The sequence below is a fragment of the Actinomadura gamaensis genome, assembly GCF_042652125.1.
GTDB classification, from domain to species: Bacteria; Actinomycetota; Actinomycetes; order Streptosporangiales; family Streptosporangiaceae; genus Spirillospora; species Spirillospora gamaensis.
The window spans coordinates 237722-251533 of the sequence record NZ_JBHSIT010000004.1; the positions used below are offsets into that span (position 1 = coordinate 237722).

Here is a 13812-nt window from a genome sequence, read left to right on the forward strand (position 1 = left end):
CGATGACGACGAAGACGGAGACAGGCACGGAGCGGCCCGTCCTGCGGGCGCGCGACGTGCACAAGTCCTACGGCCGCCGGCGCGTGCTGCGCGGGGCCGACCTGACCGTCCGGCGGGGCGAGCTGGTCGCGGTCGTCGGCGAGAACGGCGCGGGCAAGTCCACGCTGCTCAAGGCCCTCGCCGGGACGCTGCCCACCGACCGGGGCGAGATCACCGTGGCGGGCGGGCTCGGCTACTGCCCGCAGGAGCCGGTGCTGAGCGACAACCTGACCGTCGGGCAGCACCTGCGCTACTTCGCCGCCGCGCGGCGGCTCCCGGACCTGCGGCGCGGCGAGGAACTGCTCGACGTGCTCGGCTTCCGGCGGTACCTCGGCCACAGCGCCGGGACGCTGTCGGGCGGCACGCGGCAGAAGCTCAACCTCACCCTCGCCCTGCTCCACGACCCCGACCTGCTCCTGCTGGACGAGCCGTACCAGGGCTTCGACTGGGACACCTACCTGCGCTTCTGGGATCTCGTCTCCGGCCTGCGCGAGCGCGGCAAGGCCATCGTCGTGATCACCCATCTCGTCTTCGAGCAGGACCGCTTCGACCTGCTCGCCGACCTGGCCGGCGGCCGCCTGTCCCCGCGCTCGTCCCGGCCCGCGGGCGCCGGAGAGGAGCGCCGCCATGACGACCGCTGACCCCGCCGACCTGCGCCCGGACGGACGTCCCGCCGCGTTCCCGCAGTTCCCGACCGCGTTCCGGTTCGCGCTGCGCGACCAGACCCGCAACCGGCTCGCCGCGATCCTGCTGGTCGCGTTCGTCCCCGCCTGGTACCTGCTGATGCTCGCGATGACCGGGCACCGCACCCTCGGCTTCCGCCTGTACGCCACCGGACGGACGCTCGCGGTGGACGGCGGCCACCTCACCCTCATCTCCGCCGGGCTCAACGCGCTGTCGATGATCGTCGGCTTCGCCGTCTTCGACGCCGTCCGCCGGTCGCTCGCGTTCGACCGCCGCCTGGTCTTCGCCGGGTACCGGCAGGCGGCGCTGGTCGCGGCGAAGACCCTGGCCATCGCGCTCGTCGCGGGCTCGGTCGCCTGCTACGCGGCCCTGGTGCTGCTCGGGTTCTGGCGTCCGTCCCCCGAGGGCTGGCTGGCGGTCCTCGCGGGCTTCGCGGCGATCGCCCTCACCTACGGCGCGTTCGGGCTGCTGCTCGGCGTGCTGGTCCGGGGCGACCTGGAGGGCTTCTTCCTGATCATCATGGGCGGGCTGATGGACACCTTCCTCCAGAACCCGCTCGGCAACCCGCTGGCGAACAAGCCGGTCCTGGAGTGGTTCCCGTCCTTCGGGCCGATGCAGTTCGCCGTCGCGGGCGCGTTCTCCCGCACCTGGCTGTGGGGCCACCTGGCGCTCGGCCTGGCCTGGGCGGCGGGTTTCGCCCTGTGCGGCCTGGCGGTGTTCCACCTGCGGACCCGTTCCGGCACGCTGACGTCGCGCGGTCGACCTCCTGGCCTTCACCGCTTCAGGCGGGCGGCCCGAGAGTCCAGGTAGCGCTGCTCGGCGAGGCTCGCCGTGGCCTTCGCGGCGCGGCGGTAGTGCTCGTACGCGCCCTCGGCGTCGCCGGCCTTCTCCAGCAGGTGCGCCCGGACGGACAGCAGCCGGTGGTGTCCGGCCATCCGCTCGTCCTCGTCCAGCGTGGCGAGCAGGCCGAGCCCGGCGTCCGGGCCCTCGACCTCGGCCAGGGCGATCGCGCGGTTGAGGGTGACCATCGGGTTCGGCGCGATCCGCTCCAGGATCAGGTACAGCGCGTGCACCTGCCGCCAGTCGGTCTCCTCGGCCGTCGCGGCGTCGGCGTGCGTCGCGGCGATCGCCGCCTGGAGCCGGTACGGCCCGAGCGCCGGTTCGGCCAGCGCGGCCTTGACCAGCGCCGTGCCCTCGTCGATGAGGGCGCGGTCCCACCTGCCGCGGTCCTGCTCGTCCAGCGGGATCAGGTCGCCGGACGGCGTCGTGCGCGCGTCCCGGCGGGCGTGGGTCAGCAGCATCAGCGCGAGCAGCCCGGCCACCTCGCCGTCGTCCGGGAGCTGCGCGTGCACCATCCGGACGAGCCGGATCGCCTCGCGCGCGAGGTCCGCGCGGTGCAGCTCGGCCCCCGACGACGCCGTGTAGCCCTCGTTGAAGATCAGGTACAGCACGTGCAGGACGACCCGCAGCCGCTCCTCGCGCTCGGCGCCCTCCGGCAGCGCGAACGTGCTGCCCGCCGCCCTGATCCGCTGCTTGGCCCGGCTGATCCGGGCCGCCATCGTGGCCTCCGGCATGAGGAACGCGCGGGCGATCTCGGCCGTGGTCAGGCCGCCGACCGCGCGCAGCGTCAGCGCGGTCTGCGACGCGGGCGTCAGCGTCGGATGGCAGCACAGGAACAGCAGGACGAGCGTGTCGTCGCTGTCCGGAACGTCCCCGGCCCCGGCCTCGGCCTCGGTCGCGACGGCCGACTCCCGCTCGCGGCGCGCGTGCTCGCTGCGCATCTGGTCGATCAGCCGCCGGGACGCGACCGCGGTCAGCCAGCCGCGCGGGTTGTCCGGCACGCCCTCGGCGGGCCACTGCACGGCCGCGGCGAGGACCGCCTCCTGCACCGCGTCCTCGCAGCTCTCGAACTGCCCGTGCCTGCGTACCAGCGTGCCGAGGACCTGCGGCGCGAGCTCGCGCAGCAGGCCCTCGAAGCCCGGTGAGCCCGGGTCCGGGTCGGTCATGCCTCCAATTGTCCGTCGAAGAACATCACCTGGCGCACCTCGACGCCGAGTCCCTCGATCGCGGCGTCCGGGATCCGCGCGGCGAGCTCCAGCGCCCGGTCCCGGTCCTCGCAGTCGATCAGGTAGAAGCCGCCGAGGAACTCCTTGGCCTCCAGGAACGGGCCGTCCGTCACGACCGGCTGGCCGTCGCGCACCGACACCACGGCCGCCTGCGACGGGTCGACCAGCGCCTGGGTGTTGATCAGCTCGCCGGACTCCCTCAGGTCGGCGATGAACCGGGCGTGCCCGTCGCCGATCGCCGCCTTCTCCTCGTCGGTCAGCGCGTCCAGCACGGCCGGGTTGATGTGCATGCTGATCAGGAACTTCATCTCGTGCTCCTCATGTTGGCGGGCTCCTGGCGGCGCCCTTCACCCCGTTGGTCGGAGCCGTCGGCGCGGTCTTGACGTCCCCGGCGAGGAAATCTCGCATCGAATTTTTTCCGGCGATCGCCGCGCGGTGATGTCAAGAAGCGTCCCGCCGCTCCGACCACCCCGCGTACCGACACCCGAGAGAACAGGATGACGGAGATGCGGATCGACCGGGCGTGGCTGGGACTGACCGTCCTCGTGCTGCCGACGCTGATCGTCGCGATGGACATGACGGCGCTGCTCCTGGCGCTGCCGAAGCTGAGCGGAGATCTCGGCGCGAGCAGCGTCGAGCAGCTGTGGATCAGCGACGGGTACGGGCTGATGGTCGCCGGGCTGGTGATCACGATGGGCACGCTCGGCGACCGGATCGGCCGCCGCCGGCTGCTGCTGGCCGGGGCGGCGGCGTTCGCGGCCCTGTCGGTCGCGGCCGCCCTCGCCACCGACCCGCTGACGCTGATCGTCGTGCGGGCGCTGCTGGGGGTCGCGGGCGCGACGCTCACGCCGTCCACGCTGGCGCTGATCACGAACATGTTCCGGGACGAGCGGCGGCGCGGGAAGGCGATCTCGCTCTGGGCGACGTGCCAGTTCGCCGGCGGCGCGCTCGGACCGGTCCTCGCCGGCGTGCTGCTCCAGCACTTCTGGTGGGGCTCGGTGTTCCTGATCGCGGTGCCGCCGATGATCCTGCTGCTGCTCGCCGGGCCGTTCGTCCTGCCCGAGTTCCGCGGCGACCGCGCCGGACGGCTCGACCCCGCGAGCGTCGCGCTGTCGCTCGTCGCGGTGCTGCTGATGGTCTACGGGTTCAAGCAGCTCGCGGTCGGCGGCGAGCCGGCCGTCCCGGCGGCGGCCCTGGTCGCCGGAGCGCTGGTCGGGGCCGTGTTCGTCCGGCGGCAGCTGCGGATGGAGACGCCGCTGCTGGACCTGCGGCTGTTCCGCAACCGCCCGTTCACGGCCGTGATCGTCGGCCTCGTCTGCGCCGGGATCGCGATGGCCGGGACGGGCCTGCTCGTCACGCAGTACCTCCAGGACGTCCTCGGCCACTCGCCCGCGACCGCCGCGCTGCTGTTCGCGCCGATGGGCCTCGGCGTCGCGGCCGGGACCATGACCGCCCCGGCCCTCGCGCGGCGGATGCGGCCGGCGACCGCGATCGCGGGCGGGCTCGCGGCGTCCGCGCTGGGCGGCCTGCTGCTGGCGGTCGCGGACGGCCCGGCCGCGCTGCCGATGGTGCTGGCCGGGATCACCGTCCTCGCCCTCGGCACCGGGCCGCTGTTCGCCCTCGGGACCGGGCTGGTACTCGGGTCCGTCCCGCCGGAGCGCGCCGGGTCGGCCGCGTCGATGTCGGAGACCGGCAACTACCTCGGCGGCTCGCTCGGGCTCGCGGTCATCGGCGTGCTGGCCGCGGTGATCTACCGGAGCCGGGCCGGCGGGACGTCCGACTCGCTGGCGGGCGCGGTCGCGGCGAGCCGCCGCCTGCCCGCCGACCAGGGCGCGGCGCTGCTGCACACCGCGCGGGCGGCGTTCACGACCAGCCTGCACGTCACCGGGTTCGTCGCCGCCGCGATCTTCGCGGGGCTGGCCGTGCTGACGCTGCTCCTGCGTCCGGCGGATGCGCGGACGACCGCGACCGCACCCGCACCGGCGCCCGAGCCCGAGCACGCACCCGAGCCCGAGCACGCGCCCGACCCCGAGCACGCGACCGAGCACGCGCCCGCGTCCGTCGCGGAGTCAGGCCCCGAGCTGAAGACGGCGTGAGGGGCTGTGGCTCAGGTCACATGAGAAAGGCTGTCACATTGCCGTCGTCCATGGCGTCTTGTGTGCGACCGGAAAGCAGCACGGCAGAACGGGGAAGACACCATGACTTCGGCACTGGAAAACCTTCGGCGCGAGTTCGGCGGCGACATCATCGAGCCCGGCACGCCCGACTACGAATCGGCCAGCGGTTCGTTCCTGGTCCCAGGAAATCCCGCCCATGTACTACGACCTGAAAGCGTGGCCGACGTGCGGGCCGCGGTCAGATTCGCCGGCGAGGCGCACCTGCCGCTTTCCGTCCGCGGCGGCGGCCACGCCTTTTCCGGATTCGCCACCAATGACGGCGGCGTCGTGATCGATCTCCGCGGCCTCTCGGCCGTGGAGGTCGTCGACGCCGACCGGCACCTCGTCCGGATCGGGGGCGGTGCGACGTGGGGCCAGGTCGCGGACGCCCTCGCGCCGCACGGCCTGGCGATCTCCTCGGGCGACACGCGCAGCGTCGGTGTCGGCGGGCTGACGCTCAGCGGCGGCATCGGCTGGAAGGTCCGCAAGCACGGCCTCGCCCTGGACGCCCTGGTCGCCGCCGAGGTCGTCACCGCCGCCGGCGACCTGGTGCGCGCGAGCGCGGACGAGAACCCGGACCTCTTCTGGGCGCTGCGCGGTGGCGGCGGCAACTTCGGCGTCGTGACCGCGTTCGAGTTCGCCGCGCACCCGACGACGGACATCCACTACGGCAAGATCACCTTCCCGGCCGCGGAGCTTCCGAGCGTCCTTCACGGATGGGCTGACTATCTCCGGACCGCGCCCGCGGAAATCACGTCCGTCATCAACTTCGCCAACCCTTTCGCGGGCGGCCCGGAAGCCCCGGTCGAAGTATTCGTCGCCTTCGACGGAGACGACGCCGAAAGCGCAGCCGCCGCCATCGACCCGATCCGGAAACTGGGCACGGTGACGTCCGATGACATTGCACTGAAGCCGTATAGGGAAACGCTCGTGGACGGCATGGCCCCGCCGCCCGGAATCCGCCTCGTGACCCGTTCCGCGTTCGTCGAGAACGAATCCGTGCCCGACGTCCTGGAAATTCTGACCGAGATCGGATCGGCGGCGGGTGCGCCGTACTTCTCCGTCCGGAGCGTCGGCGCGGCCGTGTCCCGGGTGCCGGACGACGCGACCGCCTACGCGCACCGCCGCGCCGAGCTGCTGGTCGTGACGACCAACGTCGGCCCGGCTCCGGTCCTCGAGGCGGGCCGTCCGGCGCTGGCGGCGATCTGGGCGCGGCTGACCCCGCACGCCGGCGGCGCGTACGCCAACTTCCTGACCACCGCGACCGACGAGGACGTCGCCGCCGTCTACCCGGCGGACACCCGCAAGCGGCTCGCGGAGGTCAAGCGGCAGTGCGACCCCGCGAACCTCTTTGCCCGCAACCACAACATCCGCCCCGAATAACACCGAAGCCGCCCGAAGCGGGACGCGCTTCGGGCGGCTCCCTCCGCCTTCTCGCAGCTCAGAGCATGTACCGTCAGCGGCTGAGCGTGACCTCGCGCTCGACGCCGGTCAGTTTCTCCGGGTTGCGGACGACGTAGAACCCGCTGATGAGCCCGCCGTCCAGCCGCAGCGCCAGGATCGTGTCGATCTTGCCGTCGCGCCGCAGGAGCATCGCCGGATGCCCGTTGACCTGCACCGGCTCGACCTCGTTCAGGTCCGGGACCCGCACGAACAGCCCGGCCACCAGCTCGGCGCCCACGAACGGCTCCAGCGCGGCCCGGACCTTCCCGCCGCCGTCGGTCAGCAGCACCACGTCCGGCGCGAGGATGTCCAGCAGCTTCCGCGGGTCCCCGGTCTCGACCGCGCGCTGGAACGCCTCCACCGCGTGCCGGGTCTGGGCCGGCGTGACGACCTCCCGAGGCCGCCGCGCGGCGACATGTGCCCGCGCCCGGTGCGCGATCTGCCGGACGGTCGCCGGGCTCTTCTCGACCGCCTCGGCGATCTCCTCATACGGGAAGTCGAACACCTCGCGCAGCACGAACACCGCGCGCTCGGTCGGCCCGAGCGTCTCCAGGACGAGCAGCATCGCCATCGAGACGCTGTCGGCGAGCTCGACGTCCTCCGCAACGTCCGGCGTGGTCAGCAGCGGTTCCGGAAGCCACGGGCCGACGTAGGACTCGCGGCGGCGGCCGAGCGTCCGCAACCGGGTCAGCGCCTGCCGCGTCGTGATCCGGACCAGGTACGCGCGCTGGTCGCGCACGTCCTCCAGGTCCACGCCCGTCCAGCGCAGCCACGTCTCCTGCAGGACGTCCTCGGCGTCGGCCGCCGACCCGAGCATCTCGTAGGCGACCGTGAACAGCAGGTTCCGATGCGCGACGAAGGACTCGGTCGCGGCGTCGGCCGGTTCCGCCGCGCCCGTCGCTTTCTCACTCATGCCTGACCCCCCAGAGGACGAACCTGAACTCTGCCGCACAAACGACGCCGAACGCCCGCCTCGTGTGACAGTGCCGTGCGTCACACCGGCGGCGGCACCCGCCTGACCTCGCGATCGACGGCCCGGGCGTCCGCGACCTCGCCGAGGTGCCCGAGCTTGTCCGGGTTGATGACGACGCGGACGGCCTCGATCCGGCCGTCCCGGACGTCCAGCGCGAGCGTGTGCAGCACCCGCCCGTCGCGGTCGCGGAAGATCGCGCCCGGCTGGCCGTTGATCTCGCGCGGCTCGGCGGCGACGCCGGCCCGGTCCATCCGCGGGAACGCCGACGCGAGCAGGCGCGCGACGGCCGCCGCGCCGACCAGGACGCGCGCGAGCTGCGGCGCCTTGCCGCCCCCGTCGCCGACCAGCGACACCTCGGCGGCCAGCATCTCCCGCAGGCCCGACACGTCGCCTTCGCGGAGGGCGTCGAAGAAGCGCGCGGCCAGCTCGTCCCGCGCCTTCCGGTCCGCCTCGAACCGCGGACGGCCCTCGTCCATATGCCGCCGCGCCCGGACGAGCAGCTGGCGGCAGGCCGCCTCGGACCGTCCGACGGCGTCCGCTATCTCCCGGAAACCGAAATCGAAGACGTCGCGCAGCACGAAGACGGCGCGTTCGAGCGGGCTGAGCCGTTCGAGGAGCAGCAGCGCGGCCACCGACAGCGAGTCGGCCAGCTCCACCGAACGCTCCGGATCCTGGTACGGGTCGGCGAGCAGCGGCTCCGGCAGCCACGGACCGACGTACTCCTCGCGCCGGACGCGCGCCGAGCGCAGCACGTCGATCGAGATCCGCGTCACCGTGGCCGACAGGAACGCCTTCGGCGAATCGGGCACCGTGTGCGACGCCTCGTACCGGAGCCACGCCTCCTGGACGGCGTCCTCGGCCTCCGCCACGCTCCCGAGGATCCGGTACGCGATCGAGAACAGCAGCGGCCTGAGCTCCTGGAACTCCTCGATCCCGCCCACGACCGCCCCCTCGCCGACCCTCGGCCGGCCGCCGATGGGCCGACTTTCTTCGCATGACCGGTCATACCGTGTCACAGGCGTCGCGCCCCTCTCGTCTCAGGGGGCATGACGAACAACGAGCAGACCACGGTGCTGGTCACCGGCGGCAACAAGGGACTCGGCCTGGAGACGGCACGGCGGCTCGGCGAGCTGGGCTGGACGGTCTTCCTCGGCTCCCGCGACCGGGCGCGCGGCGAGACGGCCGCCGCCTCGCTCGCCGCGCGCGGCGTCCGCGTGACCATGGTCCCGCTGGACGTGACGTCGGACGCGTCGGTCGCCGGCGCCGTCCGGACCGTCCGGAAGCACACCGACCGGCTGGACGTCCTGGTCAACAACGCGGGCGCGCCCGGCCACGCCGTCCCGCCCGCCGACGCGACCGCCGGCGAGCTGCACGCCGTCTACGACACGAACGTGTACGGCCCGGTCCGCGTCACGCACGCGTTCCTGCCGCTGCTGCGCGCCTCCGGCAACCCGCGCGTCGTCATGGTGTCGAGCGCCGGCGGCTCCTTCGCGGTCGTCACCGACCCCGGCCAGCCGGTCGCGGCGATGCACGAGCTCGCCTACAGCTCGTCCAAGGCCGCGCTCAACATGATCACCGTGCGGTACGCGCGGGCGCTGCCGGAGATCAGGTTCAACGCCGTCACGCCCGGCGAGGTCGCCAACCACAAGTTCGCCGCCACCGACATGAACCGCCACACCGGGCAGCTCACCGTCACCGAGGGCACCGACGCGATCGTCCGGCTGGCCACCCTCCCCCCGGACGGCCCGACCGGCACCTTCACCGACCGCCTCGGCCCGGTCGCCTGGTAGCCCCAGGCTGGCAGGCTCCCGGCCCCGCGGCGTCCCTTCGGGCCCCGGCGTCCCTTCGGCCCCGCGGCGTCCCTTCGGCCTCGCGGCGTCCCTTTGGCCCCGCGGCGTCTCTTCGACCCCGCGGCGGCCTTTCCGGGCCTCCGGCGGCCTTCCCGGGCCTGGCCACCGTGACCGCGATCCCCGTGGCGGTCACGGTGGCGTACCGGGGTCAGCCCGCGGGCAGCGGGTCCTGCCCGAGCATCCGATGCCCGTTCATGGCCGAAACACGCACCGCGTCGAAGCCGTAATCCGCCATCCGCTCCTCGTAGGCGTCGATCGCCCTGGCCATGGCCTCGCCCCCGCCGTCCGCGAGCGCGCCCGCCACGGCGTCCGCCAGGGCCGCCGCGTCCCGGAGCGCGGTGTTCGCGCCGACGCCGGCCGCCGGGCTCATCGCGTGGACGGCGTCCCCGAGCAGCGTGACGTCCCGCCGCGACGGCCACCGGCCGATCGGGACGCTCGTGCGCAGGACGATCGGGAAGACCGAATCCACGTCCCAGTGCTCGATGATCGCGCGGACGCGCGGGTGCCAGCCGTCCAGCATCCCGAGCGTCATCGCCCGGAGTTCCGCGCCCGGCATCGCGCGCAGCTCCTCGTCATCGACGGGCAGCAGCTCGGCCCGCGCCCCGAACGAGCAGGTCATGTAATCCTCGCCAGGACCCAGGTCCAGCCCCGGAGCGAGGCGGGCGACGGCCTTCCCGACCGGCTCCGGATGCTCCACCGGCGCTACTCCGACGAACCTCTTGCCGGGGCCGGTGATCGGCGTGAAGACGGCGTACATGTCGTCCGAAAACAGCTCGCGCGTCTGCGCGGTGAGCGGAACCCTGCCGTACAACTGCCGCAGACCGGTGTCCACGACGCGCGCGTGCGGCAGGTACTGCCGCCGGACGGCCGAGTTGATCCCGTCGGCCGCGACGAGCAGGTCTCCCGTCACCTCGTCGCCATCGGCGAAGGACGCGGTGATCCGTCCGTCGGGCTCTTCCTTGTAGCCGACGAACCGCTTGCCGAACCGCACGGCGTCCTCGATCCCGGCGAGCAGGATCCGCCGCAGCGTCAGCCGATCCGCCGCCAGGTGAACGCCGTCGTCCTGCGGCTGGATGACCGCGATCCGGTTGAGCAGGTGGTCGTAGACCGGAGTGCTGGGGCGCGGCCTTCCGGCCGTCGCGCGGAAGAGTTCGTGCAGGTGGCCCGGCAGGACGCGGGCCAGCGCCCGGTCGCCGTTCCCGTCGATGTGGATGCGGTAGCCCTGGCGGCGCGCGGTCAGCGAGTCGTCGCTCTCGTACACGGCGACGCTGACACCGTTGCGCCGCAGCCCCTGGGCGAGGCACAACCCGCCCAGCCCGGCGCCGATGACGATGACATGTGGACGCGGCATGGCAGCCGTCCCTTCCTCGTACCGATGGCAGGAAGAGACGCACAGGTCACACCGGAGAAGGTGCGGTGTTCGACGCCGCCGGCGCCGTCCGGACTAACCCATACCGGACCATGTCTTCGCGCGTTCTCACGCGAAAAGTACCACTCGCCATGGCCGACTGGCCGGGACCGCGCGCCGTCGTCAGTCGACGGCGCCCAGCGCGCGGACGAGGCGCACGAGCGACTCGCGCCGCCCGTCCACGCCCTCGTTGAGGCCGGGCATCAGCATCGGCGGGAGCTGCGGCGTCGCGAACCACCATCCGGCCAGCGCGATGACGGCGTACATGAGGTCCTCGGGCGGCACGTCGGGGTTGAGGCGTCCCGCGGCCTGCGCACCGGCCAGCGCGCCGATCTTCCGGGCGTAGTGCGCGGTGCGCGCCTCGGCGGCGGCGACCGGCTCGCCCTCGGCGCTGTGCAGCCCCTCCCAGTGCAGCAGCCGGATGAAGTGCGGATGCGCCCGGTGGTAGTCGAAGACCCGGCCCGCGTAACCGCCGAGGTCGGACGCGGCGTCCTCGTCGAGCGGCACCGCCTCGGCCAGCCGTTCGAGCTCCCTGGTCAGCACGACGGCGAACATCTTCTGCTTGTTGCCGAAGTAGGAGTAGATCCGCTCCTTGTTCACCCCGGCGCGGGTCGCGATCCGGTCCATCCGCGCGGCCTCCGGGCCGTGGGTGGCGAACTCCTCGACCGCCGCCTCCAGGATGAGCCGCCTGGTCCTCTCGGTGTCCCATGCCATGGCCCGAGCATACGCCAATTTCCAACTCATGGGTTGGACTTCTGCCCGCGGTCGTGCCAGACTCCAACCAACGAGTTGGAATTCGCCCCCCAGGGAGCCCTCGATGACCACCACCACGTCCCGCCCGCACCAGATCTCGCCCCGCCCGGCCACCGCTCCGGCCCGTCCGACCGCGCAGCCCGACGCCGTGCAGCCGGCCGCCGCCGCACCGGCCCGTCCGACCGCGCCGCCGTCGCTCCACCTGCGGGCGTTCTTCACCTGGCTGGCCGTCTACTCGATGATCATGGCCGTCCAGCTGGTCCTGGGGCCGGTCCTGCTGCCGCTGCCCCTCCCCGTCCGGACGCTGGCGCTGACCGCCATCGTCGTCCCGACCGTCGTCTACGTCCTGCTCCCGGCCCTCCTGCGGACGCACGCCGCCGTCCGGCGCCGCTCGACCCGCTGATCACCCCGCGTGGACGGGCCCGGCTACAGCTCGAAGTGCTCGGACATCAGGTCGCCGTCGCCCCGCCCGGCCGCCTGATGTCCGCCACGCGGATCCCTCAGGTCGATCACCGGTCGGCATGAGCGCAGAGCTCGACCGGAGAGGTTCCACCTCTCCTCTCTCTACGGCCTTAAGGGGCTCAGGGCGACTGGAGGTGCCGGGTGGCCTCGCGCTGGCGCGCGGCGGCCTCGGTCAGGAAGTCGACGATGGCGGCGAGTTCGCGGTCGTCGTAGCGGGTGACCAGGCCCTTGAGCGAGGCGACATAGTCGTCGAAAAGCGGCGCCAGGGCCGTCAGGCGGTCGGGGACGATCTCGACCAGGACGCTGCGCTTGTCCTCCGGATTCGGGACGCGCCGCGCGAATCCCTTGCGCTCGAGGCGGTCGATGAGCCCGGTGACCGACGCGGGAGCCAGACCGGAGCGCTCGCGTAGCTGACGGCCGGTCAGCGGACCGAAGCGTTCGAGGAGGTCGAGGGCCTTCTCCTCGGTGGCGGTGAGCCCCTGGTGCTCGGCCAGGGCGGTATGGAACATCACCGCCGCGTTGCTCAGCTCGCGCCCGGCCAGGAGCATCCGGCCCACCAGCTCGTCCCGGTCCGTCATGCGGCCCAGGGTATCTATTTCGTTCGACCGAACAAAACACTTGCCGAGCCGATCCCGGCCCGCATATATTTCGTTCGGCCGAACGAAATACCTTGGAGGGATCGTGCGCGTTCTGATCATCGGAGGCGGGGTCGCCGGGACGGTGGCCGCCCTGGCGGCGCGGAAGGCCGGGCTCGAACCCCGGCTGTTCGAGGCCTACGGCGAGAGCGCGGGCCTGACCCACGGCGTCTTCCTCACCGTCGCCGTCAACGGCATGGACGCGCTGCGCGCCGTGGACGCCCACCACGTCGTCCTCGACGCCGGGTTCCCGAGCGGACGCATCCGGTTCCGCAGCGGAACCGGAAAGCACCTCGGCTCGGTCCCGCTCGGCCCGACGCTGGACGACGGCACCGTCACCCACACCATCCGCCGCGCGGACCTCTACGGCGGGCTGTACCGGCTCGTCGCCGAACGCGGCGTCCCGATCGAGCACGGGAAGCGGCTCGTCCGGGCCGAGAACCTGCCGGACGGCGGCGTCCGCGCCCACTTCGCGGACGGCACCAGCGCCGACGGCGACGTCCTGATCGGAGCGGACGGGGTGCACTCGGTCACCCGCACGTCCATCGACCCGGCCAACCCGAGGCCGCGCTACACCGGCCTCGGCAACACCGGCGGGTTCACCAGGACCGCGGACCTCGACGCCGCGCCGGGCGACTACGTGATGACCTGGGGACGCGACTGCTTCTTCGGCTACACGATCGCGCCGGACGGAGAGATCTGGTGGTTCGCCAACCCGCCCGCCAAGGACGAGCCGTCCCGGGCGGACCTGCGCCGCCTGTCGGACGAGGAGATCAAGGCGCGACTCGTGCGGCTGCTGTCCGTCGACCGGAGCCCGGCGGCACGGATCGTCCGCGCCACCGATGGCCCGATCGGCCTCACCAACCAGTACGACCTGCCGTCGGTCCCGACGTGGCACGACGGCGCGATGGTCGTGATCGGGGACGCGGCTCACGCGGTCTCGCCGTCCTCGGGACAGGGCGCGTCCCTGGCCGCCGAGGACGCCGTCGTCCTCGCGAAGTGCCTGCGCGACCTGCCGACCGTCCCGGAAGCCCTGACCCGCTACGAATCACTGCGCCGCGACCGCGTCGAGCGGATCGTCAAGTGGGGCTCCGGCATGAACAACACCAAGAAGCAGGGCCTCGCGGGACGCCTCCTGCGCGACCTGGCCCTCCCCTTCATCCTCCGCAAGGCGGACGACCCGAAGGAGATGGCGAAGATGACCTGGATGTTCCACCATCACATCGACTGGAACGGCCCCATCACCGCCCCCGAGCCCGCGCCCGCGCCCGCGCCCGACCGCCGCTGACCACCGCTGACCACCTCAGACTCCTCACGCCCCGTCCAAGCTCATCAGCGACCTG

At 72.8% G+C, this 13812-nt stretch carries 14 protein-coding genes; 7 read left to right on the top strand and 7 right to left on the bottom strand.

Annotation, left to right across the window (positions count from 1 at the left end; translation table 11 throughout):
- The first annotated feature begins 2 nt into the window (after positions 1-2).
- Both ACFPCY_RS15220 and ACFPCY_RS15225 read left to right on the top strand, forming a co-directional pair.
- Complete coding sequence (locus ACFPCY_RS15220; protein ID WP_378255544.1) at positions 3-680, top strand: ATP-binding cassette domain-containing protein; 678 nt, start codon at positions 3-5, stop codon at positions 678-680.
- Entirely contained in the window at positions 667-1533 is an 867-nt protein-coding gene (locus ACFPCY_RS15225; RefSeq protein ID WP_378255546.1) for an ABC transporter permease, read from the top strand. The genes ACFPCY_RS15220 and ACFPCY_RS15225 overlap by 14 nt, the downstream gene beginning before the upstream one ends.
- On the opposite strand, the gene ACFPCY_RS15230 is transcribed toward ACFPCY_RS15225, so the two are convergent.
- Both ACFPCY_RS15230 and ACFPCY_RS15235 read right to left on the bottom strand, forming a co-directional pair.
- Complete coding sequence (locus ACFPCY_RS15230; protein WP_378255548.1) at positions 1497-2729, bottom strand: RNA polymerase sigma factor; 1233 nt, start codon at positions 2727-2729, stop codon at positions 1497-1499. The two genes, ACFPCY_RS15225 and ACFPCY_RS15230, sit on opposite strands and share 37 nt — an antisense overlap.
- Positions 2726-3097, bottom strand: coding sequence for a YciI family protein (locus tag ACFPCY_RS15235; protein ID WP_378255550.1), 372 nt, complete (start codon positions 3095-3097; stop codon positions 2726-2728). The genes ACFPCY_RS15230 and ACFPCY_RS15235 overlap by 4 nt, the downstream gene beginning before the upstream one ends.
- A gap of 189 nt (positions 3098-3286) precedes the next feature.
- Between ACFPCY_RS15235 and ACFPCY_RS15240 the strand changes: the two genes are divergently transcribed.
- Together ACFPCY_RS15240 and ACFPCY_RS15245 are read left to right on the top strand one after the other, a co-directional pair.
- Positions 3287-4885, top strand: a complete 1599-nt coding sequence (locus tag ACFPCY_RS15240; RefSeq protein WP_378255552.1) for an MFS transporter — start codon at positions 3287-3289, stop codon at positions 4883-4885.
- A gap of 102 nt (positions 4886-4987) precedes the next feature.
- A complete protein-coding gene (locus tag ACFPCY_RS15245; RefSeq protein ID WP_378255554.1) occupies positions 4988-6328 on the top strand; it encodes an FAD-binding oxidoreductase in 1341 nt (446 codons plus the stop codon).
- A gap of 73 nt (positions 6329-6401) precedes the next feature.
- On the opposite strand, the gene ACFPCY_RS15250 is transcribed toward ACFPCY_RS15245, so the two are convergent.
- The gene (locus ACFPCY_RS15250; protein WP_378255556.1) at positions 6402-7301 is read right to left on the bottom strand and encodes an RNA polymerase sigma-70 factor; all 900 of its coding nucleotides are present in this window, start codon (positions 7299-7301) and stop codon (positions 6402-6404) included.
- An 80-nt stretch (positions 7302-7381) separates the two neighbouring features.
- Positions 7382-8302, bottom strand: coding sequence for an RNA polymerase sigma-70 factor (locus ACFPCY_RS15255; RefSeq protein ID WP_378255558.1), 921 nt, complete (start codon positions 8300-8302; stop codon positions 7382-7384).
- A 105-nt stretch (positions 8303-8407) separates the two neighbouring features.
- On the opposite strand from ACFPCY_RS15255, the gene ACFPCY_RS15260 reads away from it, so the two are divergent.
- Positions 8408-9151, top strand: coding sequence for an SDR family oxidoreductase (locus ACFPCY_RS15260; protein ID WP_378255560.1), 744 nt, complete (start codon positions 8408-8410; stop codon positions 9149-9151).
- A 208-nt stretch (positions 9152-9359) separates the two neighbouring features.
- Here ACFPCY_RS15260 and ACFPCY_RS15265 read toward each other — a convergent pair whose 3' ends face one another.
- Positions 9360-10562 (bottom strand): FAD-dependent oxidoreductase, encoded by a 1203-nt coding sequence (locus tag ACFPCY_RS15265; RefSeq protein ID WP_378255562.1) that lies wholly within the window; start codon positions 10560-10562, stop codon positions 9360-9362.
- Positions 10563-10742: 180 nt separating this feature from the next.
- Complete coding sequence (locus ACFPCY_RS15270; RefSeq protein WP_378255564.1) at positions 10743-11333, bottom strand: TetR family transcriptional regulator; 591 nt, start codon at positions 11331-11333, stop codon at positions 10743-10745.
- A 103-nt stretch (positions 11334-11436) separates the two neighbouring features.
- Between ACFPCY_RS15270 and ACFPCY_RS15275 the strand changes: the two genes are divergently transcribed.
- Positions 11437-11775 carry a putative antibiotic biosynthesis monooxygenase gene (locus tag ACFPCY_RS15275; protein ID WP_378255566.1) on the top strand — a complete coding sequence of 113 codons (339 nt, stop codon included), beginning with the start codon at positions 11437-11439 and terminating at the stop codon, positions 11773-11775.
- 178 nt (positions 11776-11953) lie between these two features.
- Here ACFPCY_RS15275 and ACFPCY_RS15280 read toward each other — a convergent pair whose 3' ends face one another.
- Complete coding sequence (locus ACFPCY_RS15280; RefSeq protein WP_378255568.1) at positions 11954-12412, bottom strand: MarR family winged helix-turn-helix transcriptional regulator; 459 nt, start codon at positions 12410-12412, stop codon at positions 11954-11956.
- Positions 12413-12515: 103 nt separating this feature from the next.
- Between ACFPCY_RS15280 and ACFPCY_RS15285 the strand changes: the two genes are divergently transcribed.
- Entirely contained in the window at positions 12516-13757 is a 1242-nt protein-coding gene (locus ACFPCY_RS15285; protein ID WP_378255570.1) for an FAD-dependent monooxygenase, read from the top strand.
- The last annotated feature ends 55 nt before the right edge of the window (positions 13758-13812 follow it).

Coding starts and splice junctions, on each gene's coding strand:
- ACFPCY_RS15260 (WP_378255560.1), top strand. CDS start 8,408: ATGACGAACAACGAGCAGACCACGGTGCTGGTCACCGGCGGCAACAAG.
- ACFPCY_RS15275 (WP_378255566.1), top strand. CDS start 11,437: ATGACCACCACCACGTCCCGCCCGCACCAGATCTCGCCCCGCCCGGCC.
- ACFPCY_RS15280 (WP_378255568.1), bottom strand. CDS start 12,412: ATGACGGACCGGGACGAGCTGGTGGGCCGGATGCTCCTGGCCGGGCGC.
- ACFPCY_RS15250 (WP_378255556.1), bottom strand. CDS start 7,301: ATGAGTGAGAAAGCGACGGGCGCGGCGGAACCGGCCGACGCCGCGACC.
- ACFPCY_RS15220 (WP_378255544.1), top strand. CDS start 3: ATGACGACGAAGACGGAGACAGGCACGGAGCGGCCCGTCCTGCGGGCG.
- ACFPCY_RS15235 (WP_378255550.1), bottom strand. CDS start 3,097: ATGAAGTTCCTGATCAGCATGCACATCAACCCGGCCGTGCTGGACGCG.
- ACFPCY_RS15225 (WP_378255546.1), top strand. CDS start 667: ATGACGACCGCTGACCCCGCCGACCTGCGCCCGGACGGACGTCCCGCC.
- ACFPCY_RS15245 (WP_378255554.1), top strand. CDS start 4,988: ATGACTTCGGCACTGGAAAACCTTCGGCGCGAGTTCGGCGGCGACATC.
- ACFPCY_RS15240 (WP_378255552.1), top strand. CDS start 3,287: ATGACGGAGATGCGGATCGACCGGGCGTGGCTGGGACTGACCGTCCTC.
- ACFPCY_RS15265 (WP_378255562.1), bottom strand. CDS start 10,562: ATGCCGCGTCCACATGTCATCGTCATCGGCGCCGGGCTGGGCGGGTTG.
- ACFPCY_RS15230 (WP_378255548.1), bottom strand. CDS start 2,729: ATGACCGACCCGGACCCGGGCTCACCGGGCTTCGAGGGCCTGCTGCGC.
- ACFPCY_RS15270 (WP_378255564.1), bottom strand. CDS start 11,333: ATGGCATGGGACACCGAGAGGACCAGGCGGCTCATCCTGGAGGCGGCG.